Consider the following 26328-nt stretch of genomic DNA (forward strand, 5'->3'; position numbering starts at 1 on the left):
ATGTCCGAATCACTTCCCACTTATACCGACGAAACCCTGCGCGGCACGAGCGTTCCGGAGCTCATGCGCATCCTCGCGCGCGATGAAGACCGCGTGCCGCGCAACGTCATCGACGAGGCCGCCCGCCGCGGCGACGCGATGCTCGACGCGATCGCCGATCTCATCGACAAGGACTACAACTGGGGCGACGACCAGAGCGACGGCGAATGGTGGCGCCTGCTGCACGCGGCGATGATCCTCGGCCTCATGGACTCGGAGCGCGCCGGCGAGCTCCTGGTGCGCTTCATGCGCCGCGTGGACGACACCGAAGACGAGATGCTCGAAGAGTGGCTGTCGGACGAGTGGCCGAAGCTCTTCAGGAACAAGCCGGCCGCGGTGCTGCCCGCGCTGCACGCGCTGGCGGACGATCCGGACGTGCTCTGGTACACGCGCTCCGACGCGGTCGATGCGGCGATCGCATGGGTTCAGAAGAACGACCCCGAAGCGCTGGAGCGCGAGCTCGACCGCTCGGCCGCGATGGCGTCCTCGAAAACCGAATTCATCCAGATGCGCAGCCTGCTGGCGGGCACGCTGCTGCGCTTCGCGCGCGCGCGGCATCGGCGCGGGCTCGATGCACTTGCCGGTCAGCAGCCGGATGAAGCAACATGGTTCGACCGCTCCGATGTGATTCGTGCGTATGCGTCGGGCGGCGAACCGCCGCACTGGGAAACCGGCGACGAGCCGTGGGCGTTCTATACGCCCGAAGCGATCGAAGAGCGCCGGCGCCGCTGGGCCGAAGCCGACGCCGAGCTCGAGCGCGGCGAAGGCGAGCTCGTCGATGAAGAAGGCTTTCCGCTCGATGAGCCTTACGTGCGCGCCGAGCCCAAGGTCGGCCGCAATGACCCATGTCCGTGCGGCAGCGGGAAGAAGTACAAGAAGTGCTGCATGGCTCGATAGCGTCGGCAAGAGACCAAACGATCGGACTGAGTGGACAAATTCGACCGGATCTACAAGCTCCACGAGCTGCTTCGCGACCGGCGCACGCCGATCCCGCGCGCGGAGCTCGTGGAGCAGCTCGAGCTCAAGTCCGAGTCGAGCATCTATCGCCTGATCCGCCTGCTCAAGGACCAGTTGAACGCGCCGATCGAGTGGCACGACGAGATCGGCGGCTACTACTACAAGCGCGACGCATCCGGCGGCACCTACGAGCTGCCGGGACTGTGGTTCAACGCGAAGGAGTTGCAGGCGCTGATCGTGTTCGACCGGGTGCTCGAAAGCCTCGATCCCGGTCTTCTGAAAGATCACCTCGCCCCGCTCAACCGCCGCATCGGCGAGCTGCTGAAACACCAGCGTCTCGGGCTCACCGAGGCTGCCCGGCGCGTGCGCGTCGTGGGCGCAGCGGCCAAGGCGCCCGGCCGGTGGTTCGAGGCCGTGGCCGAGGCGCTCCTCCAGCGCCGCGAGCTCAGGCTGCGCTACCACGGACGAAGCAAAGACCAGGTCTCCGAGCGCGTCGTATCGCCGCAACGCCTCGTGCACTATCGCGATACGTGGTACCTCGACGGCTGGTGCCATACCCGCAGCGCGCTGCGCACGTTCGCGATCGACCGCATCAGGGAGGCGAAGGAACGCGCCGACACCGCGCGCGACGTTCCAGAAGCAGACCTCGACGCGCATCTGGCCAGCAGCTACGGCATCTTCGCGGGCAAAGCGAACAAGACCGCCGTGCTGCGCTTCTCTGCGAACGCCGCGCGCTGGGTCGCGGACGAGCGCTGGCATCCGCAGCAGATCGGACAGTTCCTGACCGACGGGCGCTACGAGCTGCGCGTGCCCTACCGCGACGCGACCGAGCTCGCGATGGACGTCATGAGATTCGGACCGGAAGTCGAAGTGGCGGCGCCGGACAGCCTGCGCGAGGCAGTGGTCGAAAGACTTCGCGCGGCCCTGGCGCGGTACAAGCCGGAGTGACGATCATCGCCGCGCGTGGCCGATCGATGGCGCTCGGTTTCCGCCGGGCATACTATCCGATATATGAAGCTCGCGAGTTTTGAAGCGCTGGCCGTCGCGTTGGAGGAGGCCGGCGTGCGCTACCTTGTCGCCGGCGGCCTCGCAGTGAATGCACATGGTTATCTGCGATTTACAAAAGACGTCGACCTCGTCGTGCAGCTCGTCTCGGACAACATCGTTGCTGCATTCGACGCGTTGAACAATCTTGGTTACCGCCCCACGGTTCCGATCTCCGCGGCGCAATTCGCAGACGCAAGCTTGCGCGCATCGTGGATCCGGGACAAAGGCATGCAAGTTCTCCAGTTCTGGAGCGATCGGCATCGTGAAACGCCCATCGACGTGTTCGTGCGCGAGCCGTTCGACTTCGATCTCGAGTACGAGCGCGCGCTCGTCAAGCCGCTGCACGGCGCAATAGCCGTGCACTTCGTGACGGTTCAGGAGCTGATCCGCATGAAGCAAGCCGCAGGTCGACCCCAGGACCACATCGATATCGAACAACTGCGTCTCAAGGACGACCGTGGCTGAATCCGCCGATCCGAAGCCGATCGACTGGAGCCTGACCACCTGGGAAGGCGCCCGACGTGAGCAGTTGAGACGATGGTCCGAGCTCACGCTGGAAGAGATCATCCGCGCGCAGGAAGAGATGCGCGAGCTGGCGGAAGCGCTGGCAGGAGCGGCTCCTGCCCCAGCCCCTCCGCCCTCCGAGGCGTAGGGCATCTCCCGACAGAGCGCTTGGCGGCCGGAGGACCATAATAAGTCGGGCTGCTCGACGCGCCCGATAACGAGAACCGCGGCCCTGGCCGCGGCGAAAGACGCCAAACACCGATCGCTTGGCCATGCCGGCCGTGACCCCGACGGGGGCCACGTACGGCTATCGAGTATTCAGAGTCGGGGCCGCTAAGCTCCTGTTCGTTCGAAGCTGGAAAGTACAAGAAAACATGAACGAATCAATCGTCATCGCATTGCTGGCCGCCATCGTCGGCGCCGCACTCGCGTGGCTCATACGGGCCGCATCGAGCAAAGCCGCCCAGGCCACGCTCGAAGCCCGGCTCGCCGCGGCACACACGCAGTATGAGGAGCGCACGTTCGAGCTCGCATCGTTGCGATCCGAACACGCGGCGTGCCCGGACGTGCTCGCCACAGAGCGGGAGCAGCGCGCACGTGCCGAGGAGAAAGCGGCGCGCGTGCCTCAGCTCGAAGCGGAGCTCGGCAGTAAAGGCACGACCGTCGCCGCACACGAGGCCCGGATAGCGGAGCTTACGACGCGCATCGAGGAGTCCGCTCGCGCGTCGGAAGAAAAGCTCGCCCTGGTCAAGCAGGCGGAGACCGCCCTGCTCGACGCGTTCAAGGCGTTGTCCTCCGATGCGCTGAAGAGCAACAACCAGTCATTCCTCGAGCTCGCGCGGACGACGCTCGAGAAGTTCCAGGACGGCGCGAAGAGCGATCTCGAGGCGCGCCAGAAAGCGGTCGGCGAGCTCGTGCGCCCGCTCAGGGAATCGCTCGAGAAAGTCGACGGCAAGCTCGGCGACATCGAAAAGGCGCGCGTATCCGCGTATTCCGCGCTGAACGAGCAACTGCGCGGCCTGGTCGAGACGCACCTCCCGATGCTGCGCAGCGAGACGGCCAATCTCGTGAAGGCCCTGCGCCAGCCCACCGTGCGCGGCCGCTGGGGCGAGATCCAGCTCAAACGCGTGGTCGAGATGGCCGGCATGATCGATCATTGCGATTTCTACGAGCAGGAAACACGCACCACCGAGGACGGCCGGTTGCGTCCCGATCTCATCGTGCGTCTGCCCGGCGGCAAGCAGATCATCGTGGACGCAAAAGCCGCGGTGACGGCTTACCTCGAAGCGATCGAGGCGCCCGACGAGGAAACCCAGCGCACGAAACTCGTCGATCACGCGCGTCAGGTGCGTACCCACATGACCCAGCTCGGCCGCAAAGGCTACTGGGAGCAGTTCGATCCCGCGCCGGAGTTCGTCGTGCTCTTCCTTCCCGGCGAAATGTTCTTCAGCGCCGCGCTCCAGAACGATCCCGGACTGATCGAGTTCGGCGTGAACGAAAAAGTCATCCCAGCCACGCCGACGACGCTGATCGCATTACTGCGCGCAGTCGCCTATGGCTGGCGGCAGGAAGCGATCGCGAAGAACGCACACGAGGTCGCCGCACTGGGGCGGCAGCTCTATGAGCGGATCGCGAAACTCGCGGAGCACTGGGGGACTGTGGGCGACCGTCTCGGCAAAGCAGTCGACGCCTACAACAGCGCGACCGGAACGCTCGAGACGCGCGTGCTTGTTTCAGCGCGCAGGTTCAGGGACCTGCATGCGGCGGCGCAGGACAGCGAGATCGAAGCCCTGGACGTGCTGCCGCAGACGCCGCGGACTGTGCAGGCCGAGGAGCTTAGGGCGTCACTGCTGTCGGACGGGGCGGGATGAGGCGCGAACAACGAACGCAGCGCATGACGGCCGCTACGTCCGAATCATGTGTCGAGCAACGGAACGCCTGCCTGTCTCGCAGCGACCCTGAGCTGGTCGTCGAACACACCGAAATGAAACGCCACCTGATCACCGAACGCATCCAACGCCGCGGCGGCAGCGGCCAGATGCAGGCTGTCGTAACCGCGCAAGCGGTAGCGTCCCGCGAAGTCGGCCGCCCGGCGAATCAGCAAATCGGTCGCTTGCAGGATCTCCCACGATTTCCACTGAACGTCGAGGTCGCCCCGCAAGGTCGCAAACAATGCATCTGCCTTACGCTCGTGGGTCACACGGGCGAACACGGCGCACGCTTCGACATACGCGATCGCATGCGTGACGACCAACCGTGCGCCGGACACGGCCTCGCGCACCGTGTCAGAGCTCTGTTCGTGAACGAACAGCTTCACCAATGCGGAGGTATCCAGGTACAGGATCATCCGCGCAGTTCGCTCACCATCTCCGCCAGCGTTTTCTCGCCTTCATCGAGCCGAAGGACCGGCTTCGGAAGGCGGGGCTTCCTGCCGCTCCCGGGACGCACCCAGGGAAGCTCGCGGAAACGGGCGATCAGTTCGTCCTCGGTCGCCGCGTCATGTCCCCGCGGCGGCACCAGTCGCGCAACCTCGCGGCCATGCGAGGTCACGATCACCTCTTCTCCTTGCGCCGCGCGGCGCAGGTATTCGGAGAGGCGGCTTTTCAGCTCTCGCACCGATACGTCCATGGACATGGCTCCAGGGTGTGACCACAAAAGAGCATTGTAGACACGAGACATGACCCCTGCAACGTTAAGCGTATGCCGAGGTAAGACGACGGCCGATAGACGTCGTGCACACGCTGCAGATATGCGCGAACTCGGAAAACCGAAGAACGCGGACATGACGCGAAGACAAAACGATAGATACGTATCTTTACGGCAATGTAACCGCACAAGCCGCCTCTGCGGCCGGAGTCAAAGGCGTTCTCTTGCGTACGCCCTGCGGCCCAATGATCTTTCGCGTATACCGCGACAGTCACGAGTTCACAGATTACGAGATCAGGCACGATGAGCTTGCCGTCACCATCGACCCGGACGAGTTGGCGACGTTTTACCGCATCGATGGACGGGATGCGCTCGATCACAGTCCGGAAGTGCTGGGACTTAAGAGGAGTGACGAATGAGGAGCCATAAGATCGACGTTCTGGCGCGACTGGCCGGCGACGATCCTCCTCTGCGGCGACGAGTTCGACTGGCCCTTGCTCGAGGCGAACGAGTGTGCCCCGCGTCCTTCCTTCGTGTCCAAGGACTGCATGCCCACACAGAGGACACCTTACAGAGAGAGTCCCTGCATGGCCTTTGACGATGATTTCCTGATACTCACCGGCACCCCCCCCTTCCCGTGGCAGCGCGCGTTGTACGAGCGCTTCGTCGCGAGCGACTTCCCCAACTCGTGCGATCTGCCGACTGGCCTCGGGAAGACAAGTGTTATCGCCCTTTGGCTGCTCGCGCTCGCCAAGAACCCGAAACTACCGCGGCGGCTCGTGTACGTCGTCAATCGGCGCACCGTCGTCGATCAATCCACCGCTGAGGCCGAGCGGCTTCGCAGCCAACTCCTCGAGCCTGGCGTACGACACCTTCATGATGCCCTCGACGCCTTGGCGGCGGTGAGCGCCAAGCATCCGCTGACGATCAGCACCCTTCGAGGCGAGTTCGCCGACAACGGCGCGTGGCGGCGAGATCCGTCACGACCGGCCATCATAGTCGGCACCGTCGACATGATCGGCAGCCGGTTGCTCTTCAGCGGCTACGGCTGCGGCTTCCGCAGTAAGCCGCTGCACGCCGGCTTCCTCGGGCAAGACGCACTGCTGGTCCATGATGAGGCCCATCTCGAGCCAGCGTTTCAGTCGTTGCTCACCGCCATCGCCGACGAGCAGCACCGCAGCAAAGAGCCGCGCCCGCTCAAGGTGCTTGCGCTTTCGGCCACCGGCCGCACGGAACCCAAATTCATGCTGAGTGAAGAGGACCTCCGCAACGCGGTCGTAAGGAAGCGACTCCACGCCAGGAAGGGCCTGCAGCTAAACGCCATTGATGACCGAGCAGAGCTGCCCGAACGCGCCGCTACAAAAGCCATGGAGCTCGACGGCAAAATTCTTATCTTCCTGTCTTCGGTCGAGCACGTAGAGAAATGCGCACAGATGCTTCGCAAGAGGAAGCATAGCGATAGCGTCGCCACGTTGACCGGTACCATGCGAGGCGCGGAACGCGATGGCCTTGTGAAAAACCCGGTGTTCGCACGTTTCCTCCCAAGCCCAAGCGACGACGTGAGACCGCAGGAGGGCACCGTCTTCCTCGTCGCCACGTCAGCGGGGGAAGTGGGTATCGATATCTCGGCCGATCATCTCGTCACAGACCTTCCTCCGTTCGACGCGCTCGCTCAGCGGCTGGGTCGTGTCAATCGCTACGGTGAAGGCGACGCCGAAGTGCACGTGTACTGCGAGAAGTTGAAAGAGCCTCCAAAGGCGAAAGCCGATGACGAGGACGGCGATGGAGAAGACGAGAAGCTCGGCAAGCGCAAGGACGAATACGACCACGCGCGCTTCTTTACGCGAGCGCTGCTGGGCGAGCTGCCTACACGTGACGACGAGCGCCGGGAAGCGTCTCCGTCGGCGCTAAGTGCCTTGCCCCGTGGCGCACGCGTCCATGCCTCGACGCCGCAGCCCGACATTCACCACGTCGACGCGCTGCTGTTCGATCGATGGTCCTACACCACCGTCACCGAGGTGCTGCCCGGTCGCCCGCCGGTGGCTGAATGGCTGCACGGAAAAGCTGAATGGGAACCGAGTCGCACTACCGTTGCCTGGCGCCGCGAGGTGGCGTGGCTTACTAAGGAAAATCTCGGTCGGGAGAAGCTCGACGACTTCCTCGCCGACTATCCTCTGCGCAGCCGCGAGACATTGAGTGACGTCACCATCCGCGTACTAAAGCACCTTGAGAAGCTGGCAGCGCGCGACAAAGACGGCAACCATTTCGCTTGGCTGGTCCGCCATGACAGACCAGCCGAAATCATGAAGCTGGTCGAGCTCGTCGACCGCTACGACTCGAAGAGGAACCCGACGCTCGACGACGCCACAGTGGTGCTGGCACCAGAGGCTGGGGGCCTGCTTAAAGAAGGGCTCCTCGACGGCACGGCCGAGTTCGATCCAGCCGTCGCCTACGACCTGGGACCCAAGGAAAACGAACGGCTCGTGCATGAATCGGAAGAGACACCTAAGGCGCCACCCGGCATGCGGCTGGTCCGCGCGGTGAAGCGCACGGTCGACGACAGTGACGTGCCATTGTGGTGGCGCCTCTACGCGATCTCCCAGCGCGCGGACGACGACGGCTCGCGCAACAGCCGCACGGAGCTCCTGCTCGACGTCCATCTGCAACGCACCGAAGCGTGGGCGGCCCGGCTCGCCCAGCGCCTTTCCCTGCCCGAATCAGAGCAGAAGGCATTGGCCCGCGCCGGACGCGCCCACGATCTGGGGAAGCAGCGGCGCGTGTGGCAGCGTTCCATCAAGCGCTTCAAGGAGCCACCGCTCGCCAAGGGCCCCATGCAGCCCTCAGAGCTGAGCCACTACCGCCACGAGCTGGGCTCGCTGCACGACGGTGATTTCAGCGAATTGAGTAAAGCGGCGAAGGACCTCGCGTTGCACACCATCGCCGCGCACCACGGCCGCGCCCGTCCGCACTTCCCGGTCGTCGAGAGCTACGACCCAGAGCTGAAGGACGACGTCGTGGCCGCGCTGGTGCGCGAGGTGCCCCTTCGCTTCGACCGGCTGCAGCGTCGATATGGCCGCTGGGGTCTGGCGTGGATGGAGTCGATTCTCCGCGCCGCTGACGTCCTCGGCTCTGAAGAAGAAGAGGTGGCCGGATGATCCGCCTCGAAGTCGACCTCACCAACCCCGGCCAGTTCTTTGGCTGCTGCGGTGTGTTCGAGCTGGCGCAACGCCTGTGGCCAGGCGCGACGGCATACTTCGAGGGTGCGCAGTTCGTCGTGTCCGACGGAGATATGAAGGAACTGGTCACAAAGACCGCGCAAGCATCTCTTGAGGTGCTGGAGCCAGCCAACCAGACGTCGTCGGCGCTGCGGCTTGCGGAACCCTTCGACCTGCGGATCGACTGGTGGAGGGTCGAGCGCGGCCTGAAGACGTGGGCCGGGCGCATGTCGGTCGATCGCATTGCGACGAGCCTTCAGCGGGATCTGCCGAACACGTTGAGCAACGGCTTCTTCGACGATGGCCACGTTGTGGTCGGTCCCGACGGCAAGAAGGTCGAGCCGTACTACTTCGATGGGCGACGAGGCGCGACCGCGCTGCCGCTCGACGTCGGATTCTCGTCCGACGCCCTGTCGCTGGAGACGGTCGCTTTCAGCGCCACGGAGTTCTTCACGCTGTTAGGACTCCAGCGTTTTCGCCCTTCCGACGTAAAGTTGCGCGTTTACCGGTATCGCGCATGGCGCGCGCCGCTTCCCGTGACGCTTGCGGCGCTTGCGGCGGCGAACACGCTCCCCGATGAAGGACCGCTGTTCCAGTTCGAGAGTGCGTTCCGCACCGACCAGCGCAAGCACAAGGCTTTCTCACCCGCAGTTCCCGTGCATGGAGATTTACATGAGTGAAGTGCAAATCGAGGCGTGGCTCGAAAGCTCTGCTGACGCACCCGCAGCCATCGTGTTGCGTGAATACCTAACGCCGGTGGAAGGCAAGGACGGCGTCTTCTTTCCACCGACGTTCGCGGCGGCCGAGAACGCGAAGGAGTTCCCGGGTGGGTACAACGTCAACGAGTTGGGCAACGGCGAGAACGTATGCCTCATCGACTCGGTCGGCTCCCAGGCCAACCGCATAGAGCCGATGTTCGCGACGGGTGACTACGCCGCACTCGTGCCGCAGCTCGTGGTCGAGGCTGGAGAAAAGAGGGTCAGCATTCTCGAGGCCGGGCACCGCGCCGGCGACGCCATCGTGCGCTGCACCGAGCTGAAAGATGCGCTGCAGAAGGCTTTCCAGGCGCTGAAGAAGGGCGACGCCGTGCCACTCGCGAAACTCGCACCGACTTCGCTCGTCTTCGGCGTCTGGGACTCGCGCGACACGCAGGCGAAGGCGCCGCGCCTGTTGGCGGCTACCGTTCGTGCCTTCAACGTCGCGAAGCTGACGCGCTCGGCCCAATACAACCCCGCCGTCGAGTACGTAGAGGAGGGACTGCTCGACGAGACGGAAGACAAGGGAGCGCTCAAGGCCTACTCCGAACGCGGCTTCCGCCACGTGCCGGCGTCGGCGACGCACGGCGGCGTCATCGCGAAGGGCGACATCCGCCGTGAAGTGACGCTGCATGTGGCGGCGCTGCGGCTGCTCCGGGGCACGACCGAAGACGAGACCAGGAAGCTGCGCGCCTATCTGCTGGGGCTCGCGCTCGTGGCCTTCACGAAGCCGGCGGTGGGATTCCTGCGTCAGGGCTGCAACTTGGTGCTGGACGGCGACAAAAGGCCCGAGTCGAAGGTGGTCTTCCCCGATGGTCGACGCGAAGTCTCGGGGCTCACGCACGATGCGGCGCTCGCGTTCGCGAAGAAGGCGGCTGCCTCGTTCGGCGTCGGCGGGAACAAGACGGTGAAGTTCGACACCAAGCTAGCGAAGGACGAGACAACTGGGGAGGGCAAGAAACCAAAGACGCCGAAGAAGGCGAAGGCAGAATGAGTCTCCACCTCGTGTTGTCATTCCGCTTTCTCTCGCCGTGGTTCCACGGACGGGGGGACGAGAACGCACCGGAGTGGCCGCCGTCTCCGCTGCGCGCGTTTCAGGCAGTCGTAGCGGCCGCGGCGCGCGCTGGCACCTTGGAGTCGGCCCGGGGCGCGCTTATCTGGCTCGAGCAACTTACTGCACCGCTCATCATCGCTCCGGAAGCCGTTGAGAGCGCGGTAGGCTACCGGCTCTCGGTGCCGCACAACGCGATGGACCTCGTGGGGAAACAATGGATCCGGGGCGACGAAGGTAGCGCGGCCGAACACCGTACGATGAAGAACCTGCGACCGCACCGCCTGCCTGAAGACACGGTCGTGCATTACGCGTGGAAGCTCGATGCGGACTCGTCAGCCGCGCCCGTCCTTATCGCTGTAACCCGCAGCGTGGTCGCGCTCGGCTGGGGCATTGATCTCGTTGTAGGTGACGGCGCAGTCGTCGGAGGCGAGCAATTTGCCGAGCTGTCCGCGAAACTGAGGGTCTGGGAGCCGCGCAGCGACGGAAGACGGGGGCTGCGTGCGCCGACGAAAGGAACGCTCAATGATCTCGAGCGACGACACGGGGCGTTTCTTTCTCGCACCAGCTTCGCCGACACGACGCTGCGCCCGCCGCCACCTCTATCGACCTTCGCCATCACCAACTACGCTCGAGCCGATCAGCCGCGTGTACCCGACGTCGCCGGCTTCACGCTGATGCGCGTCGACTCGGACAATTTCCGTGCCTTCGACGCTGCGCGCCGCGGCATGGCCGTCGCCGGCATGTTGCGGCATGCCGTGTGCACCGCCGCCGAGCGCGCGGGGTGGGACGAAGCGCGCGTTCGCGCCTCTGTGCTGGGGCATGGCGATGGTCATGAAGCTCGCCTGTTGCTCGTGCCAGTGCCCAGCATCGAGCCGCGCGGCGACGGGGCCGAGACCGCGGGCGCCGTGCGGCGGGTAATGGTGTTCTCGACCGACGCGCGAAGCAGTGACACCGCATGGGCCGAACGTGCGCTGGGCGGCATGGACCTTATCGACGAGAAGACCGGCACGGTGCAGGCCGTGCTCGCCGCGACGTCGCGCAACGACCGCGTCCTCAAGCGCTACGTCTTGGAGTCCTCCACGTGGGTGACGGTAACGCCCATGCTGCTGCCGGGCCACGACGATCCAAGGGGACTTCGCGAGAAGATTCGGAAGGCCAAGAGCGGCGAAGAGCAGAAGTCGCAGGTCGAGCGCTTGATCAAGCGCCGCGAGGCCCTAGTGCGGAAGGCGCTGCGCCACGCAGGCCTCGGCGACGAGCTGGCGTTCTCCGCTCAGATTGAGACGCGGGAGACGGGATTCATCGCCGGCGTGGATAAGGCCTCGCGGTACGCCGTGCCCAGCCACCTCGCACAGGCGCCGCGGTTCCACGTCAAACTGACCTGGCCCGTCAAGGTCGCAGGGCCACTCTGCGCCGGTAGCGGCCGATTCTCTGGACTGGGCCTCTTTGTGATTACATGACTGCCCAGCTTGGACGACCTTAGTGTTGGGAGACACCAAATCGATGGCGTTGTGGAAAAGGCAGACATTCGAGGTAGCGCGTGCACTTCTCCGCGCCGTCGGCCGACTTGATCTGTGAGTAAGCCGCCGTTAATGCCACGCGCATGGCTGCGACCAGTCGCGTCCGCATCCCCGTCCAGCTGCCTTTCCGAGACGCCCGCCTAGGCACCATGCAGGATATTCATAATGAAGAGCCGTGGCCTCATTGAAGCCGCGGCACGGCGTCTCGCTGGAGTACATCATGACCGACAATGAACTGCTGTCACGCATTACTGTCAATCCGCAGATCTTCCGCGGGAAGCCCATCGTTCGGGGGCGGCGCCCCGCTGTGGAACACGTCCTGGGAATGCTATCCGCCGGCGACACGCAGGAAACGATCCTCGAGGGATACCCGTGGCTCGAACCCGAGGACATTCGTGCCTGTCTTGTCTATGCATACCGGGTCGTCGCGCATGAACGCGTCGAACCCTCCGTGACTGACAGGCCCGCTTGAAGCTGTTATTGGATAGCTGCGTCCGGAAGAAGGGTCGCGTTCGGGTTCGCGCCCCCGAGGACGACGCGACATGACTCCTTCCGACAACCGACCGGCGTCGATCCGCCTCGACTCCGCCCTCTCCCCGCGACTGAACCTCGCGTTCCACCAGAACGCGGTGCCTTTCCTGCGCGAGCTGGTGGTGGTGAACGAGTCGGACGCCGCGGTGCACTCGCTCGAGATCGCGCTCAATTCGGAGCCCGCTTTCCTGAAGCAGCGCACCTGGCGCGTCGAGAGCGTTGCAGCGGGCGAGCGCTATCACCTGTCCGAGCTCGACGTCGCGCTCGACGGCGCTCTGCTGGGCCGGCTCACCGAGGCGGAGACGGCGCAGGTGTCCTTCGTGATCGCGGCCGGCGGAAGCGAGCTTCATCGCCTTGAATCGTCCGTCGAGCTGCTGCCCCGCAATCACTGGGGCGGGTTGGGCCATGTCCCCGAGATGATCGCGGCGTTCGTGCAGCCGAACGATCCAGCGGTCGATCGCCTATTGAAGAAGGCCGCGGACGTCCTGCGACAGCACGGCAAGGCCGCGGCGCTGGACGGCTACCAGGGCGGCTCGAAGCGCGCGTGGGAGCTCGCATCGGCGGTGTGGACCGCGTTGGGATCGCTCGGCCTCGACTATGCGCTGCCGCCTGCGAGCTTCGAGCGCGTGGGCCAGAAGGTACGCAGCCCCGGCCAGATCGTCGACGGCGGCATCGCCACGTGCCTCGATACCACCCTCCTCTTCTGCGCCGCGATCGAGCAATGCGGGCTGAACCCGCTCGTCGTCCTCACGCGCGGCCACGCGTTCGCGGGCGTGTGGCTCAAGGCCGAGGACTTCACGAATGCGGTGGTCGACGATGTGACCGCCTTGCGCAAACGGGTGAAGCTGAACGAGATGGTCCTGATCGAGACCACGCTGCTCGCGCAAAGGCCCTGCCCCGCCTTCAGCCACGCCATCGACCACGGTGCGCGACACATCGCGGAATCCGAGGAGGACGCCTTCGAGCTCGTCGTCGACGTGCGCCGCGCGCGCACGCAGCGTATCCGTCCGCTCTCGGGCGCCGAGGCCGCGGCGCACGCCGTTGCCGCGCCTGAAGCGCAGTCCCAGCCCGCGTTCGAGGAAGCGCCCGATCTGGACGACGACGCACCGGCGGTCGAGTCCCGAGACAGCGGCACGCCGAAGGATCGCCTCGATCGCTGGCAACGCAAGCTCCTCGATCTGTCGCTCCGCAACAACCTGCTGAACTTCCGCCCCTCAAAACGCTCCGTGCGCCTGGACATTCCCGACGCCGGCAAGGTCGAAGACGCGCTCGCGCTCGGAAGATCGTTGAAGCTCCTGCCGCGGCCCGACCTCATGGACGGCGCCGATCCGCGCAGCCAGGCGATACACGAGAGCCGTCACCGCGAGGACCTGCGCAGACAGCACGCGCTCGAAGCGCTGACGCGCGACGAGGTGCTGATAGACCTGCCGCGGGAAGAGCTGGAAGGCCGGCTCGTGGAGCTCTATCGCACAGCGCGCGCGACGCTGCAGGAAGGCGGCGCGAACACGCTTTATCTCGCGCTCGGCTTTCTGTCGTGGACCGTCGCCGACAAGGACGACAAGCGCTGCCGCGCGCCGCTGATACTCGTTCCCGTCACGCTGACCCGCAGAAGCGTGCGGTCGGGATTCTCCGTCGCCCTGCACGAGGACGAGCCCCGGTTCAACCCCACTCTGCTCGAGATGCTGCGCCAGGATTTCAAGCTCGTGCTGCCGGTCGCCACCGGCGAGCTTCCGCGCGACGAGCGCGGCCTCGACATACCGGGCATCTGGAAATCGGTCGCGCACGCGGTCAAGGACATTCGCGGCTGGGAGGTCGTCGAGGACGTCGTGCTGGCCACGTTCTCGTTCGCGAAGTATCTGATGTGGAAAGACCTCGTCGACCGTACCGACACGCTCAGGCTCAACCCGGTCGTGCGCCATCTCATCGACACCCCGCGCGACCCTTATCCGGGCACGATCGCGTTTCCCGACCCGCGTGCACTGGATGCGACGCACGGTCCCGAACGCACCTTCTGCCCGCTGCCTTCGGACTCCTCGCAGCTTGCCGCGATCCTCGCGGCGGCCCAGGGGAAGGACTTCGTGCTGATCGGCCCGCCGGGTACAGGAAAAAGCCAGACGATCTCGAACCTGATCTCGCAGTGTCTCGCCGAGGGCAAGACCGTTCTCTTCGTGTCCGAGAAGATCGCCGCGCTCGACGTGGTCTATCGGCGCCTGCGTGCGGTGGAGCTCGGCGAGTTCTGCCTCGAGCTGCATTCGAGCAAAGCGCGCAAGCTCGACGTGCTCGAGCAGCTGCGCAAGGCGTGGAACGCCCGAGGCGGCTCAGACGACGGCGCATGGCAGAAGGAAGCCCAGCGCCTGAAGAAACTGCGCGACGAGCTCAACGTCTATGTCGAGCGCCTGCACCGGCGGCATCGCAACGGGCTCAGTCCGTTCGCAGCGATGGGACGCGTCGTCGCGCGTCGCGACGACCCGCAACTCGGTCTCTCGTGGCCCTCGGCCGACGCCCAAGACGAAGACGCTCTGGACAACCTGCGCGATCTCGCTGATCGACTGGACGCCGACCTGCGCGAGGTGCAGGCCGTTGCGCACGGTCCGTTGGCCGCCGTCGCCCACAGCGAGTGGTCGCCGGCATGGCAGCAGGCGTTCATCGACGCCTCACGCGATCTGATCGTGCGATCCGAAGCGCTGTCGCAAGCCACCGCGGCATTTTGCGAGGCGCTCGCGCTGCCGGAGATCGCGCTCGATGCGCGCGGCCGCGACGGATTGGCCGCGCTCGCCCGTGTGCTGCCGCAGGCGGCGCGACGCGACTGGCGTTTCGTGCTGCGACCCGATGCGCGCCCGGTGTGCGAAAGCATCGCTCGCGGCCTCGAGCTGCTGGCGCGTCACGAGAGCCTCACGGCGGATCTCTCGCTACCCTATCGGCCGGACGCGTTGCACCTCGATCTGGAGGGTCTTCAGGCGCAATGGAACGAAGCGGGCGCGACGTGGTGGCCGAGAAGCTGGTTCATGCGGCGCGCCGTGACTGGGGCGCTCGCACGCGCGGCGTCGACCGCCGGCACGCCGAACGCCGGCGACGACCTGCCCCGCCTGTCGAGCCTGCGCGCCCTTGAAGAGGACCTGGCGAAGCTCGATGACTTGCGGGAGAAGACGGCGGGCGTATGGTCGGGGCTCGCCACCAATATCGACGAAGCCGGGCAGGCTCTGCGCTTCCAGCAGGGCTTCGCTGTCGCCCTCGGCGGGCTCGCACCCAACGCCGCCGCGCTGCCGGCCCTCACGGCAGCTCTGGAATCCATCCTCGGTCAGGGCAATGCGCTGCTGGAACCCACTGCGGCCGTCGGTGCCGCGGCCGAAGCCTGCGTGACTGCGTTTGGACGCTTCCAGAGCGCTCACGAGACGTGGAGCGGCCTGGCGGCAATCCAGCCGGACGCCGCGATGTCGCCCGACCTCGAATCACTCGTGACCACGTGTCGTGGGCTCATCGCGCAGGAACCGCGGCTGCGCGCCTGGTGCGCCTGGCGCAGGGCGCGCACCGCAGCGGTTGCCGCCGGTCTGGGTCCGCTCGTCAGCGCGATGGAAACCGGTGCGATACCGCCCGGGAGCGCTCGCGATACGTTCGAGACCGCATACTGCCGCTGGTGGATCAACGCGACGGTCGACCGCGACGAAGTCCTCCGGGATTTCGTCCCGGCCGAGCACGAGAAGCGCATCGAGGACTTCCGGGCGCTCGACGAACGATACACCGCGCTCACGCGCGCTTACGTGCGCGCGCGGCTGTGCGCCGGCCTGCCGGACCTGAACGCGGTTCCCAAAGCGTCCGAATGGGGACTGCTCAGGCGCGAGATGGAGAAAAAGAGGCGGCACCTGCCGCTGCGCGAGCTGATCGGCGGCATTCCCGCCGCGCTGACCCGGCTGACCCCGTGTCTGCTCATGAGCCCGCTGTCGATAGCGCAGTATCTGCCGGCCGGTGTTGCGGCGTTCGACGTCGTCATCTTCGACGAAGCGTCGCAGATACCCGTGTGGGATGCGGTGGGCGCCATCGCGCGCGGCAGGCAGGTCGTGATGGTCGGCGATCCGAAGCAACTGCCGCCGACGAGCTTCTTCGAGCGGGCCGAAGAAGACGGCGACGACGACATCGAGATCGACGCCGATCTCGAAAGCATCCTCGACGAATGCATGGGCGCCAACCTGCCCACGATGAATCTCGCATGGCACTACCGCAGCCGTCATGAAAGCCTGATCGCGTTCTCCAATCACCGCTACTACGGCGGCGGCCTGGTCACGTTTCCCTCGCCGGTGACCGACGACCGCGCCGTGAGCTTCCACCCCGTCAAGGACGGTCTCTACGAAAAAGGCGGTGCGCGCATCAACAAACCCGAAGCGCAGGCGCTGGTCGCCGACCTGGTGGCGCGACTCAAGACGCCGGGCTTCACCGAAAGCAGGCACACGATCGGTGTGGTCACGTTCAACGTCGAACAGCAGCGGCTGATCGAGGACCTGCTCGACGAGGAGCGCCGCAAGGATGCGTCGCTGGAGCCGCACTTCGCCGAGGACGCGCTGGAGCCGGTCTTCGTCAAGAACCTGGAGAGCGTGCAAGGCGACGAGCGCGACATCATGTATTTCTCCGTCACGTACGGTCCGGACAAGACCGGAGCGGTGTCGATGAACTTCGGCCCGATGAATCGCGACGGCGGTCATCGCCGGCTCAACGTCGCGGTGACGCGCGCGCGACATGCGCTGCGGGTGTACTCGACATTGACGCCCGATCGCATCGATCTTTCGCGCACACAGGCGATCGGCGTGCGCGACCTCAAGCACTTCCTGGAGTTCGCCGAGCGCGGTCCGCGCGCGCTCGCGGAAGCCGTCTTCGGCTCGACCGGCGATCACGACAGTCCTTTCGAGCAAGCGGTCGCAGAGGCGCTCGCGGCCAAGGGCTGGACGGTGCACAGCCAGGTCGGCGTCTCGGCTTTCCGCATCGACCTGGGCGTGGTCGATCCCGACGTGCCCGGCCGATACCTCGCCGGCCTCGAATGCGACGGCGCCACCTATCACAGATCGGCAACGGCGAGGGATCGGGACAAGCTGCGCGAGCAGGTGCTGCGGGATCTGGGCTGGCAGATCGAGCGCATCTGGTCGACCGACTGGTGGCAGGACGCCCAGAGCGCGCTGTCCAGGCTGCACGAGCGCCTCGAATCGCTGCTGGCGCAGGCGCGCGCCTCGCGCAGTGCGGTCGCATCATCACCTCCTCCCCAAGCCGCGCTGCAGGCTCACGACAGCGCACCCACGCCGCCCAGCGGGGTCTACGCAGGTGCCGCGGCGTCGCCGGCGACACCGTCGGCCGTCCGCCCTGCGTCGCGCTGGATCGAAGCGGACGCCGCATCCGCGGTCGCGTCCGTCGACGCCGGCGCCTTCCACGATCGAGCGTACGACGCGACGCTCGAAGCCATGATCGAGCACGTGGTCGCGCTCGAAGCGCCGCTGCGCGCGGACGTCCTCGCCCGGCGCATCGCGCGCGCGCACGGCTGGGCGCGTACCGGCACGCGCATCAAGGAGCGTGTGCTCGAAATCGCCAGGCAGCGCTACCGCCCGGCGGCGGAAGGCAGCGACGTATTCATCTGGCCCGCGGGCCACGACACCGCCACGTGGCCCAGCTTCCGGCGCCCTGACAACGGCGCGGCGCGGCCCGTGGACGAGATCGCGCTGCCCGAGCTGATCGCGCTGGCCGCGGAGATACGCTCGCAGGGATTCGAGGGCGAAGCCGCGATCCAGGCCATGGCGCGTGTCGCCGGATTGCCGCAGTTGCGCGCCGCGAGCCGGGCGCGGCTCGAGCTGGCGTGGGCGGCAGCGCCTTCGGCATGACCTGCACGAACAACGACGATACAGCCGCAGCGGAACCCCGCCGGTGTTGCAGGACCGCTGCGTCGCGCTAACATCGAGCAGTCATACGACGTATACGGAACCGGACGTGAACCGCAACGTCTACGTCGATCACCCTGCCGCATCCATGACCCCGTCCACCCGCCCCGGCATCAACCACACCGACCTGTTCCGCCACGTCACCGCCGACAAGGCGTCGCTGTATCGTGCGATCATGGACGCGTTTGCCGCGGCAAAGCGTCAGTTCCGCCTGCACCTGCGTCCGGACGAAGTGCGCGCCGAGGCGCGCTGGCAGGAAGCCGCCCCCCCTCTCGAGGAGGTCCAGCAGGCGCTGACGCAGCTCGTCGACTGGGGGAATCTGCGCGCGCAGCCCGATACCGCCCGGGTCACGACGCTCGAAGACTTCTATCGCGCGCGCTTCCTCTACAGCCTCACTGCGGGAGGCGAGGCGGTGGAAGCCGGGCTCGCGGCGTTCGTCCAGGCGCTCGCGCGGCGGGCCGAGCTGCAATCGGTCGCGCTCGAGGACATCCTCGCGCGGCTTTCGGCGCTGCGGACGCTCGCCGAAGACGAACCGCTCGACCCTGCCAAAGTGCACGAGTCGCTGCGCGACCTGGTCCACGTGTTCACCGGGCTGGCGGAGAACGCGCAGGCTTTCATGGCCGGTCTCGCGCGCAGCATCGAGCTGCAGCGCGCCGATCTCTCCGCCGTCCTCGCCTACAAGGCGCGGCTGATCGATTATCTGGAACGCTTCATCGGCGATCTCGTCGCGCGCTCAGGCCGCATCGCGCGCGAGCTCACCGAGCTCGGTCCGCACGTGGAGCGCCTGCTCGAAGCCGCGGCGGGACGTGAAGCGCGCGACGCCGCGCCCGACGGCGCCGCGAGCGCCGCGCCGGTCCTCGGGGAAAGACGGACCGCATGGCGCGAGCGCTGGCGCGGCCTCAACGGGTGGTTCGTCGGCTCGGCCGGCGCGGCGCCGCAAGCCGAGATGCTGCGCAGCCGCGCCCGCGCCGCGATCCCTCAGCTCCTGGCGGCAGTGTCATCGCTGAACGAGCGCCGCAGCGGACGCAGCGATCGCTCCGCGGACTTCCGTGTGCTCGCGCACTGGTTCGCCGAAGCCGGCTGCGAGGCCGACGCGCATCGCTTGTGGCGTGCGGCGTTCGCGCTCAACAGCGCCCGCCATCTCAGCCTGGCCGTCGCCGACGCGGACATCGCCGCCAGCACGGCGTGGGCTGACGCCCCCGCCGTGAACGTCACCCCGCGGCTGCGCGAGCGCGGTCAGCTCACGCCCCGCGGCGCGCCGCCGCGGATGCGCGACCGGACGGCGGAGCGCCTTCTGCTCGCCGACCGAATGGCGCATGAATACGCCCAGGTGCGGGCGGCGCGGACGCGACTGGCGAACAGCGGCGCTGGGCGGCTCTCAGAGCTGCACCGGCTCGACCGCCACGAGTTTGATCTGTTTCTGGCGCTGCTCGGCGAGGCCCTGGCCGTGCAGAGCGCCCCCGACCAGCCCGTCGAGCGCGTGACGGCCGACGGGCTGCTGCGCGTGAGGCTGGAGCCGCTCGGCGCCGACACCGAAGCGGGCATCGAGACCGCGCTCGGCCGCTTCTCCGGGCGCGATCACCGCATCACCATCACCGAGCTGCACGCGGGGCCGTCGTGAGTGCGGAGCGGCTGGCCGACGTCCTCACGCGGCATCGCGTCGACGAGCGCGAGCAGGCGCTGTGCGCGCTCCTCATGCGGCCTCTCATGACCGCGGCGCACTCACAGTTCGCGGCCGTGCGGCGCCACGCGGATTTCCTGCGAGGCTGGCTCGCGCGCGAGACGGGCTGGGTGCTGCGGGTCGAGCGCGACTGTGCGCGGCTGTACAAGATTCCCGCCGACCTCGACGACGCCTCGCGCGGCGCACCGGGATTCGATCGGCGCCGCTACGTCCTGCTCTGCCTCGTATGCGCCGTGCTCGACCGCGCCGACCCGCAGATCACGCTGAGGACGCTCGGCGAGCGCCTGCTGTCCGCGGCAGCGGATCCCGAGCTTGCGGCGCGCGGTTACGTCTACGCGCTCAATGCGGCGCACGAACGGCGCGAGCTCGTCTATGTCTGCCGTTACCTCCTCGAGCTGGGCGTGCTGCACCGGGTCGCCGGCGAGGAGGAAGGCTATGTGCAGCACGCCGGCGACGCGCTTTACGATATCGGCCGCCGCGCGCTCGCGAGCTTGCTCGCGTGCACCCGCGGCCCCTCGATGATCGCGGCGACGAACGACGAGGCGCTCGAGCAGCGGCTACGTCTGCTCGTCGAAGAGTACGTGCCGGACACGGTCGAAGCCCGCCGCAACGCCGCGCGCCATCATCTTGCCCGTCGCCTGCTCGACGATCCTGTGGTGTACTTCGACGAGCTCGACGCGGAAGAGAAGGAATACTTCGTCAACCAACGCGGCGCGATGGCCGCGCGCCTGCGGTCGGCGACGGGTCTGGTGCCCGAGCTGCGGGCGGAGGGCGCGGCGCTCGTCGATCCGCGCGGCGAGATCACCGACGCCGCGCTCCCAGCCGAAGGCACATCGGCGCACGCGACGCTGCTCGTCGCGCAGTTTCTGGCGCAGCGCGCCCAGGCCGAGCCGTCGCGCCGCACGCCCGAATCCGAAGTCGAGGCTTTCCTGCGCCGCGCGGTCGAGCAATACGGCCGCTACTGGCGCAAGAACGCGCGCGAGCCGGGCGCCGAACGCGAGCTCGCCGAAGAGGCGCTCTCGCGCCTCGCCCGGCTGAAGCTCGCGCGCCGCCGCGACGGCGCGGTCGAAGCGCGTCCCGCGCTGCTGCGATTCGCGTTCGGTACGGCCGAGATCGTGCCGCCGGCGCAAGCCTCACTCCGATTGTCATGACCGCACCGATGCCGTTGCCGCCATTACCGGAGCCTCAGCGCGCGCGCTGGCAGCCGTTGCGCATGGGGCTCGTCGAGCTCTATCACTACGATTGCGAGGAATTCTGGTTTCGCGACGGACACCTCCTGCTGCGCGGGAACAACGGTACCGGCAAATCGAAGGTGCTGTCGCTCACCCTGCCGTTCCTGCTCGACCTTCACGTGGGCGCGGCGCGTGTGGAACCCGACGGCGACCGCACCAAGCGCATGGAGTGGAATCTCCTCATGGGGCGCTACGAGCGCCGCACCGGTTACGCCTGGATCGAGTTCGCGCGCCGCGGCGAAGACGGCGCGGCGGAATATCTGACCCTCGGCTGCGGCCTCGCCGCCGTGGCGGGAAAACCGCACGTGGAGACCTGGCCGTTCATCACCGACCTTCGCATCGGCGAGGATCTCTGGCTGGTCAGCCCCGAGCGCGTGGTGCTGTCGCGCGAGCGCCTTGCCGACAAACTCGGAGACCGCGGGCAGATTTTCAGGACCGCCGGCGATTACCGGCGCGCGGTCGACGAGCGGCTGTTTCGCCTCGGTGAAGAGCGCTACCGCGCGCTGATCGACACGCTCATCCAGCTTCGGCAGCCCCAACTCTCGCGCCGCCCCGACGAGCGCACGCTTTCCGACGCGCTCACGCAGGCGCTCCCGCCGCTGCCGCAGGCGACGCTCGAAGACGTCGCCGAAGCGCTGACGCAGCTCGACGAGTATCGCCGCGAGCTGGCGGAACTCGATGCGCTGTGCAAGGACGTCTCGCAGTTTGTGCGGCGATACACGGCGTACGCGCGCGTGCGCGCTCGCCGGGAGGCGCGGCTGCTGCGACAGGCGCAGACTGAGTTCGACACCGCGAGCCGCGCGCTCGCCGAGGCCCGCGCCGAGCTCGCCGCAGCCGCTGCGCGGGTCGATGCGGTGGAAGCACGCATCGCCGAGCTGGACCGCGCGCTCGTCCGCGACCGCGCGGCGGTTGGCGAGCTCGAGCGCGATCCGGCGATGCGCGACGCGGCGCGCCTGCGTGACGCCGAGGACGCGGTGGGCAAGCGGGCGCAGGAAACCGCTGATTCCGCGTCTCGCAACCGGAAGGCGGCGCAGGCGCTGGCGACGGCCGGGGCGGACTCCGCGCGCTACCGTGACGCCGCGCAATCGGGCCTCTCGCGCGTCCGCAGTGCGGTGCAGACCGCGGCGCGCGGCGCCGCAGAAGTCGGTCTCGCACACGAGCACGCAGGCGCAGAGGCGGCCTTGCAGCCCCTGGAGCGTCTCGGCGAACGACCGCGCAGCGATCTGGAAAAGCTTGCGCCCAGACTCGATGCAGCAATCGCACGCCGGCGCGAGCACGTTGCACAGGTGCGGGCGCGCCTGCTCGAGCTCGACCAGGCCGCCGCAGCGCGCGATCGCGGCGTTTCGGTTCGCGAGGCGTACCTCGACCAGCTCGAAGCGGCGCAGCGCCGCTCGGCGACGGTCGACGACGAGCTCAAGCAGAGCGCCCGCGAGCACCTGCGCGATTGGCAGGCATTCCTGGAGTCTTCGAGCATCCTGGACATCGACGATCAGGATGCGTACGTTGACGCGCTCGAAACGTGGGTGGAATCGCTCGCCGGCGAGCACCCGCTCGCCCCCGTTCTCGAACGGGCGTATCGCGACCGCATACGCCGGCTTGCGCTCGAGACCACCGACGCCGAGCAGCAAAAGCGGTTGATACAGGAGCAGCGCGAGATCCTCGACGCCGAGCGTGTGCGCCTGCTCGCGGGCCACCAACCGGCACCGCCCGCGCCGCACACCCGCAAGCCCGATGCGCGCAGCGGCCGCGAGGGCGCGCCCTTGTGGCAGTTGCTCGAGTTTCGCGATCACGTCGACGAGGCGGCGCGGGCGGGGATCGAAGCCGCGCTCGAAGCTGCAGGTCTGCTCGATGCGTGGGTCACGCCCGCAGCCGTCGTGCTCGACGCGGACACTCACGACATCGTTCTCGTTCCGCGCAAGCCGGTCACCGCAGCCTTGCTGGATTGCCTGCGCCCTGCCGGCGACGATCTCGCGGTCGCGCCGGAGCGTATCGAGACGCTGCTGCGAAGCGTCGCGTGCTGCACCGACGAGCCGCAGGACGATGAAGCGTGGGTGTCTCCGGAAGGGCGTTTCCGCGTCGGTCCTGCGCGGGGCGCGTGGTCGAAGCCCGCGGCACAGTACCTCGGCTATGCCGCGCGCGAAGCGGCGCGGCGCGCGCGCCTCGAGGCCATCGCAGCGGAACAGGAGGCGCTCGACGGGCAACTGGCCGCGCTCGACGAGACCTTGCAGTCGATCCAGGCCCGGCAACGCCGGCTGGAAGCGAAGTACGCCGAGGCCCCCTCGGACGCCCTCTTGCGCACTGCGCACGCAAACTGGTCTGGCGCCGAAGCGCACCGGCGCGAAGCGCACGACCGCTACGTCGAAGCCGACGCCCGGGCGCACGAAGCCGAGGCGGCCTGGAGCGGCGTTCGCACCATACTGCTGCGCGACGCGGAAGACCTGCGGCTGCCGCCGGAGACCGGCGCGCTGAATGCGTTCGAGCAAACGCTGTCGCAGTTCGCTCTCGACGTGCGCGAGCTTGCCCACGCCGCGCTCGATGCGCGCGAAGCCCTGGCCAGGGCGTCGCAGCAGGAAGCACGGGAGCGCGACGCGCGGGCCGAAGCCGATTATTGGGCGGACGAGCATGTGCGGCGCACCCTCGCCGCCGAAGATGCGACGTCGCGCCGCGACGTGCTGCGCGAAAGCGTCGGCGCCGCCGTGCAGGAGATCGAACAGCGCCTCGCGCGCGCGCACGAAGCCGTAAGCAGCGGCGAGACGCTGCGCGAGGAAGCCTCGCGCGATCAGAATGCCGCCCTTGAAGCGCGGGGCGAGAGCAAGCAGAAAACCGGGAACGCGCAGCAGACGCTCGAGGAACGCCAGGCGCGCAGGCAAACCGCCGTCGCTCAACTGCAGGGGTTCGCACGCACCGGATTGCTGTCGGTCGCCATCGAGGATGCGCCGATCCCCGAAGGTGACGCGCCCTGGACCATCGACCCGGCGCTCCAGCTCGCGCGGCGGATCGAGCAGACGCTCGGTGCGGTGCCCGCCGAGGACTCGGACTGGAGCCGTATCCAGAGCGCGCTCTCGGGCGATTTCAATCAGCTCGTGCAGGCGATGGCGGCGCAAGGCCATCAGGCACTGTCCGAGCAGAGCGATTACGGCCTCGTCGTCCACATCGTCTACCGCCATCGTCCCGAGCGTCCGGACGTGCTCGAGCAGCGCGTCGCCAACGAGATCGCCGAGCGGCGCGAGATATTGACCGCGCGCGAGCGCGAGGTGCTGGAGAACCATCTGCAGGCCGAAGTCGCAGCATCGCTGCAAAAGCTGCTGCAGGAGTCCGAGCGCCGCGTGCGCACGATCAACGCCGAGCTTGACAAGCGCCCCACGTCGACCGGCGTGCGCTTCAAGCTCGACTGGCAGGCGTTGCCCGAAGGCGAAGACGGCGCGCCCGTCGGGCTCACCGCGGCGCGCGCCCGCCTCCTGCAGCGCGCCCCCGATGCGTGGTCGGTCGACGACCGTCGCATCATCGGCGAGTTTCTGCAGAACCGCATCCAGATCGAGCGGCTGCGCGACGAGGGCGCGGGCCTGCTCGATCACCTGACGCGTGCGCTCGATTACCGCCGCTGGCATCGCTTTCGCATCCGCCGCCTGCAACAGGGCGAGTGGAAGCCGCTGACCGGGCCGGCATCGAGCGGCGAGCGCGCGCTCGGGCTCACGGTGCCGCTGTTCGCCGCGGCGAGCAGCCATTATGCGAATGCCGACTACCCGCATGCGCCGCGGCTCGTGCTGCTCGACGAGGCCTACGCGGGCATCGACGACGAAGCGCGCGCGCACTGTATGGCGCTCATCCGGGAGTTCGATCTCGATTTCGTCATGACCAGCGAGCGCGAATGGGGCTGTTACGCCGAGTTGCCGGGACTCGCGATCTGTCAGCTCGTGCGCCGCGACGGCGTGGACGCGGTCTACGTATCGCGCTGGAGCTGGGACGGCCGGGTGCGCCGCGAGGAGCTCGACGCCTCGCGCAGGATTCCGGAAGCGGCCGCGACATGAACGAGCCGAGCGGGCGGCTCGAGCGGCTTCTCGGCGGTCCCGGGCTCGCGGCGCTGAGAAAACGATTGCGCCAGCGCTACGAGCTTGCACGCGACGGCGACTCGTTCACGCTGAGCGACGTGACGCCGCTCGAGCGCCGGACGCTGGAAGGGCTGCTCGCAAGGCCCGCGCGCGAAGCGCGTTCGATACGCCTGTCGGTGGCGGAGCTCGATCAGGCGCTCGCGCGGGCCGGGATCGCGGGATCTCTGCGTGAAGCGCTGTCCCAGCTCGACGGCCCGGTGCGTGACCGGCTGGCGGAGCGTATCGAGCTCGACGCGCGCTGGGAAGATCTCTTCCGTGCCTGCCGCGACCCCCGCATCGCGGCCCTCGTTGCGGGCAGTGCGGGCCGCGGGCTCGTCAAGCGCCTGAGCGCGAGCGATCCGGACCGTGCGCGCGCACTGCTCGAAAGCGTGGACCGCGTCCTCGAAGCCCTGCCTCGCGACGGCGCGCCGCTGTCGCATCTAGCCGCCGATCTCTTCGGCGACGCGCACGCACTCGACGAAGGCAAGGCGGCGAGCACGGCCACCCTCGCCGCCTTGCGCCAGAGCGACGCCGAACGACCGCGGGAGATCTGGGCACGGCACGGCGTCCTGGTCGGCGAGCTCGTCTGTCCCGCACTCGCGCTCAATCTGGAAGCCGCCCGGGACACGGCGGCGGGCGCCCTGGCCGAAGAGGGCCGCACGCGCGGCGAGCCGGTCCATCTGTCCTTGCGCGCCCTGCTGCGCCATCCGCCGCGATGGGCGGTCTTGGAGCGCGACATATTCGTCTGCGAAAACCCTGCCGTGGTTGCCGTCGCGGCCGACCGGCTGGGAACGCGCTCCGCGCCGCTGGTATGCACCGAAGGCATGCCGTCGGCTGCTCAACGCGTGCTGCTGTCCCAGTTGAGCGCCGCCGGAGCCCGCCTCCACTACCACGGCGACTTCGACTGGCCGGGCATCGTCATCGGCAATTTCGTGATGCGCAGCTTCGACGCGCGCCCGTGGCAGTTCGACGCGACACACTACCTGGCGCATGTAAAGCGCGGCGGCCGCGAGCTCGTGCCGCCATCCGCCGTCGCGAGCTGGGATCCCCGCCTGTCCGACAGCATGAGCGAGAGCGGCCTCGCGCTGGAGGAGGAAGTGGTGATCGATTCATTGATGACGGATCTCGTTCCCTAGCCGCACCCACTCAC

The 26328-nt window shown here is 67.5% G+C and carries 17 protein-coding genes; 15 read left to right on the top strand and 2 right to left on the bottom strand.

Going from position 1 to position 26328, the window contains the following annotated elements:
* The 5 genes from VHP37_00250 (at position 1) to rmuC (ending at position 4418) form a co-directional block, all read left to right on the top strand.
* Complete coding sequence (locus VHP37_00250; protein ID HEX2824745.1) at positions 1 to 936, top strand: SEC-C metal-binding domain-containing protein; 936 nt, start codon at positions 1 to 3, stop codon at positions 934 to 936.
* Positions 937 to 966: 30 nt separating this feature from the next.
* Positions 967 to 1944, top strand: coding sequence for a WYL domain-containing protein (locus VHP37_00255; GenBank protein ID HEX2824746.1), 978 nt, complete (start codon positions 967 to 969; stop codon positions 1942 to 1944).
* Between the two features lie 63 nt (positions 1945 to 2007).
* Positions 2008 to 2508 (top strand): hypothetical protein, encoded by a 501-nt coding sequence (locus VHP37_00260; GenBank protein HEX2824747.1) that lies wholly within the window; start codon positions 2008 to 2010, stop codon positions 2506 to 2508.
* Positions 2501 to 2695: a hypothetical protein gene (locus tag VHP37_00265; GenBank protein ID HEX2824748.1), complete on the top strand. Its 195-nt coding sequence runs from the start codon at positions 2501 to 2503 to the stop codon at positions 2693 to 2695. The genes VHP37_00260 and VHP37_00265 overlap by 8 nt, the downstream gene beginning before the upstream one ends.
* Before the next feature lie 226 nt (positions 2696 to 2921).
* A complete protein-coding gene (gene rmuC / locus VHP37_00270) occupies positions 2922 to 4418 on the top strand; it encodes a DNA recombination protein RmuC (GenBank protein ID HEX2824749.1) in 1497 nt (498 codons plus the stop codon).
* Between the two features lie 44 nt (positions 4419 to 4462).
* On the opposite strand, the gene VHP37_00275 is transcribed toward rmuC, so the two are convergent.
* Positions 4463 to 4894, bottom strand: a complete 432-nt coding sequence (locus tag VHP37_00275) for a type II toxin-antitoxin system VapC family toxin (GenBank protein ID HEX2824750.1) — start codon at positions 4892 to 4894, stop codon at positions 4463 to 4465.
* Positions 4891 to 5175, bottom strand: a complete 285-nt coding sequence (locus tag VHP37_00280; protein HEX2824751.1) for a type II toxin-antitoxin system prevent-host-death family antitoxin — start codon at positions 5173 to 5175, stop codon at positions 4891 to 4893. The genes VHP37_00275 and VHP37_00280 overlap by 4 nt, the downstream gene beginning before the upstream one ends.
* Before the next feature lie 605 nt (positions 5176 to 5780).
* Here VHP37_00280 and cas3u point away from each other — a divergent pair.
* The 10 genes from cas3u to VHP37_00330 all read left to right on the top strand — a co-directional run bounded on the left by cas3u (position 5781) and on the right by VHP37_00330 (position 26314).
* Complete coding sequence (cas3u, locus tag VHP37_00285) at positions 5781 to 8348, top strand: type I-U CRISPR-associated helicase/endonuclease Cas3 (protein HEX2824752.1); 2568 nt, start codon at positions 5781 to 5783, stop codon at positions 8346 to 8348.
* Positions 8345 to 9088, top strand: a complete 744-nt coding sequence (locus VHP37_00290) for a hypothetical protein (GenBank protein HEX2824753.1) — start codon at positions 8345 to 8347, stop codon at positions 9086 to 9088. The genes cas3u and VHP37_00290 overlap by 4 nt, the downstream gene beginning before the upstream one ends.
* A complete protein-coding gene (gene cas7u / locus VHP37_00295; protein ID HEX2824754.1) occupies positions 9081 to 10157 on the top strand; it encodes a type I-U CRISPR-associated RAMP protein Csb1/Cas7u in 1077 nt (358 codons plus the stop codon). The genes VHP37_00290 and cas7u overlap by 8 nt, the downstream gene beginning before the upstream one ends.
* Positions 10154 to 11674, top strand: a complete 1521-nt coding sequence (csb2, locus tag VHP37_00300) for a type I-U CRISPR-associated protein Csb2 (protein ID HEX2824755.1) — start codon at positions 10154 to 10156, stop codon at positions 11672 to 11674. Before cas7u ends, csb2 begins: the two co-directional genes overlap by 4 nt.
* Before the next feature lie 235 nt (positions 11675 to 11909).
* Positions 11910 to 12206, top strand: a complete 297-nt coding sequence (locus tag VHP37_00305; GenBank protein ID HEX2824756.1) for a DUF433 domain-containing protein — start codon at positions 11910 to 11912, stop codon at positions 12204 to 12206.
* 70 nt (positions 12207 to 12276) lie between these two features.
* Positions 12277 to 18120 carry a DUF3320 domain-containing protein gene (locus VHP37_00310; GenBank protein HEX2824757.1) on the top strand — a complete coding sequence of 1948 codons (5844 nt, stop codon included), beginning with the start codon at positions 12277 to 12279 and terminating at the stop codon, positions 18118 to 18120.
* Between the two features lie 106 nt (positions 18121 to 18226).
* Positions 18227 to 19798 carry a TIGR02677 family protein gene (locus VHP37_00315; GenBank protein ID HEX2824758.1) on the top strand — a complete coding sequence of 524 codons (1572 nt, stop codon included), beginning with the start codon at positions 18227 to 18229 and terminating at the stop codon, positions 19796 to 19798.
* Complete coding sequence (locus VHP37_00320; protein ID HEX2824759.1) at positions 19795 to 21009, top strand: TIGR02678 family protein; 1215 nt, start codon at positions 19795 to 19797, stop codon at positions 21007 to 21009. The genes VHP37_00315 and VHP37_00320 overlap by 4 nt, the downstream gene beginning before the upstream one ends.
* Positions 21006 to 25118: a TIGR02680 family protein gene (locus tag VHP37_00325; protein ID HEX2824760.1), complete on the top strand. Its 4113-nt coding sequence runs from the start codon at positions 21006 to 21008 to the stop codon at positions 25116 to 25118. Before VHP37_00320 ends, VHP37_00325 begins: the two co-directional genes overlap by 4 nt.
* Positions 25115 to 26314: a TIGR02679 family protein gene (locus VHP37_00330; GenBank protein HEX2824761.1), complete on the top strand. Its 1200-nt coding sequence runs from the start codon at positions 25115 to 25117 to the stop codon at positions 26312 to 26314. The genes VHP37_00325 and VHP37_00330 overlap by 4 nt, the downstream gene beginning before the upstream one ends.
* Positions 26315 to 26328: the final 14 nt, after the last annotated feature.

This window comes from Burkholderiales bacterium (assembly GCA_036262035.1).
Taxonomy (GTDB): Bacteria; Pseudomonadota; Gammaproteobacteria; order Burkholderiales; family SG8-41; genus JAQGMV01.

Coding starts and splice junctions, on each gene's coding strand:
- VHP37_00325 (HEX2824760.1), top strand. CDS start 21,006: ATGACCGCACCGATGCCGTTGCCGCCATTACCGGAGCCTCAGCGCGCG.
- VHP37_00280 (HEX2824751.1), bottom strand. CDS start 5,175: ATGGACGTATCGGTGCGAGAGCTGAAAAGCCGCCTCTCCGAATACCTG.
- VHP37_00290 (HEX2824753.1), top strand. CDS start 8,345: ATGATCCGCCTCGAAGTCGACCTCACCAACCCCGGCCAGTTCTTTGGC.
- VHP37_00260 (HEX2824747.1), top strand. CDS start 2,008: ATGAAGCTCGCGAGTTTTGAAGCGCTGGCCGTCGCGTTGGAGGAGGCC.
- VHP37_00310 (HEX2824757.1), top strand. CDS start 12,277: ATGACTCCTTCCGACAACCGACCGGCGTCGATCCGCCTCGACTCCGCC.
- VHP37_00330 (HEX2824761.1), top strand. CDS start 25,115: ATGAACGAGCCGAGCGGGCGGCTCGAGCGGCTTCTCGGCGGTCCCGGG.
- cas7u (HEX2824754.1), top strand. CDS start 9,081: ATGAGTGAAGTGCAAATCGAGGCGTGGCTCGAAAGCTCTGCTGACGCA.
- rmuC (HEX2824749.1), top strand. CDS start 2,922: ATGAACGAATCAATCGTCATCGCATTGCTGGCCGCCATCGTCGGCGCC.
- cas3u (HEX2824752.1), top strand. CDS start 5,781: ATGGCCTTTGACGATGATTTCCTGATACTCACCGGCACCCCCCCCTTC.
- VHP37_00250 (HEX2824745.1), top strand. CDS start 1: ATGTCCGAATCACTTCCCACTTATACCGACGAAACCCTGCGCGGCACG.
- VHP37_00275 (HEX2824750.1), bottom strand. CDS start 4,894: ATGATCCTGTACCTGGATACCTCCGCATTGGTGAAGCTGTTCGTTCAC.
- csb2 (HEX2824755.1), top strand. CDS start 10,154: ATGAGTCTCCACCTCGTGTTGTCATTCCGCTTTCTCTCGCCGTGGTTC.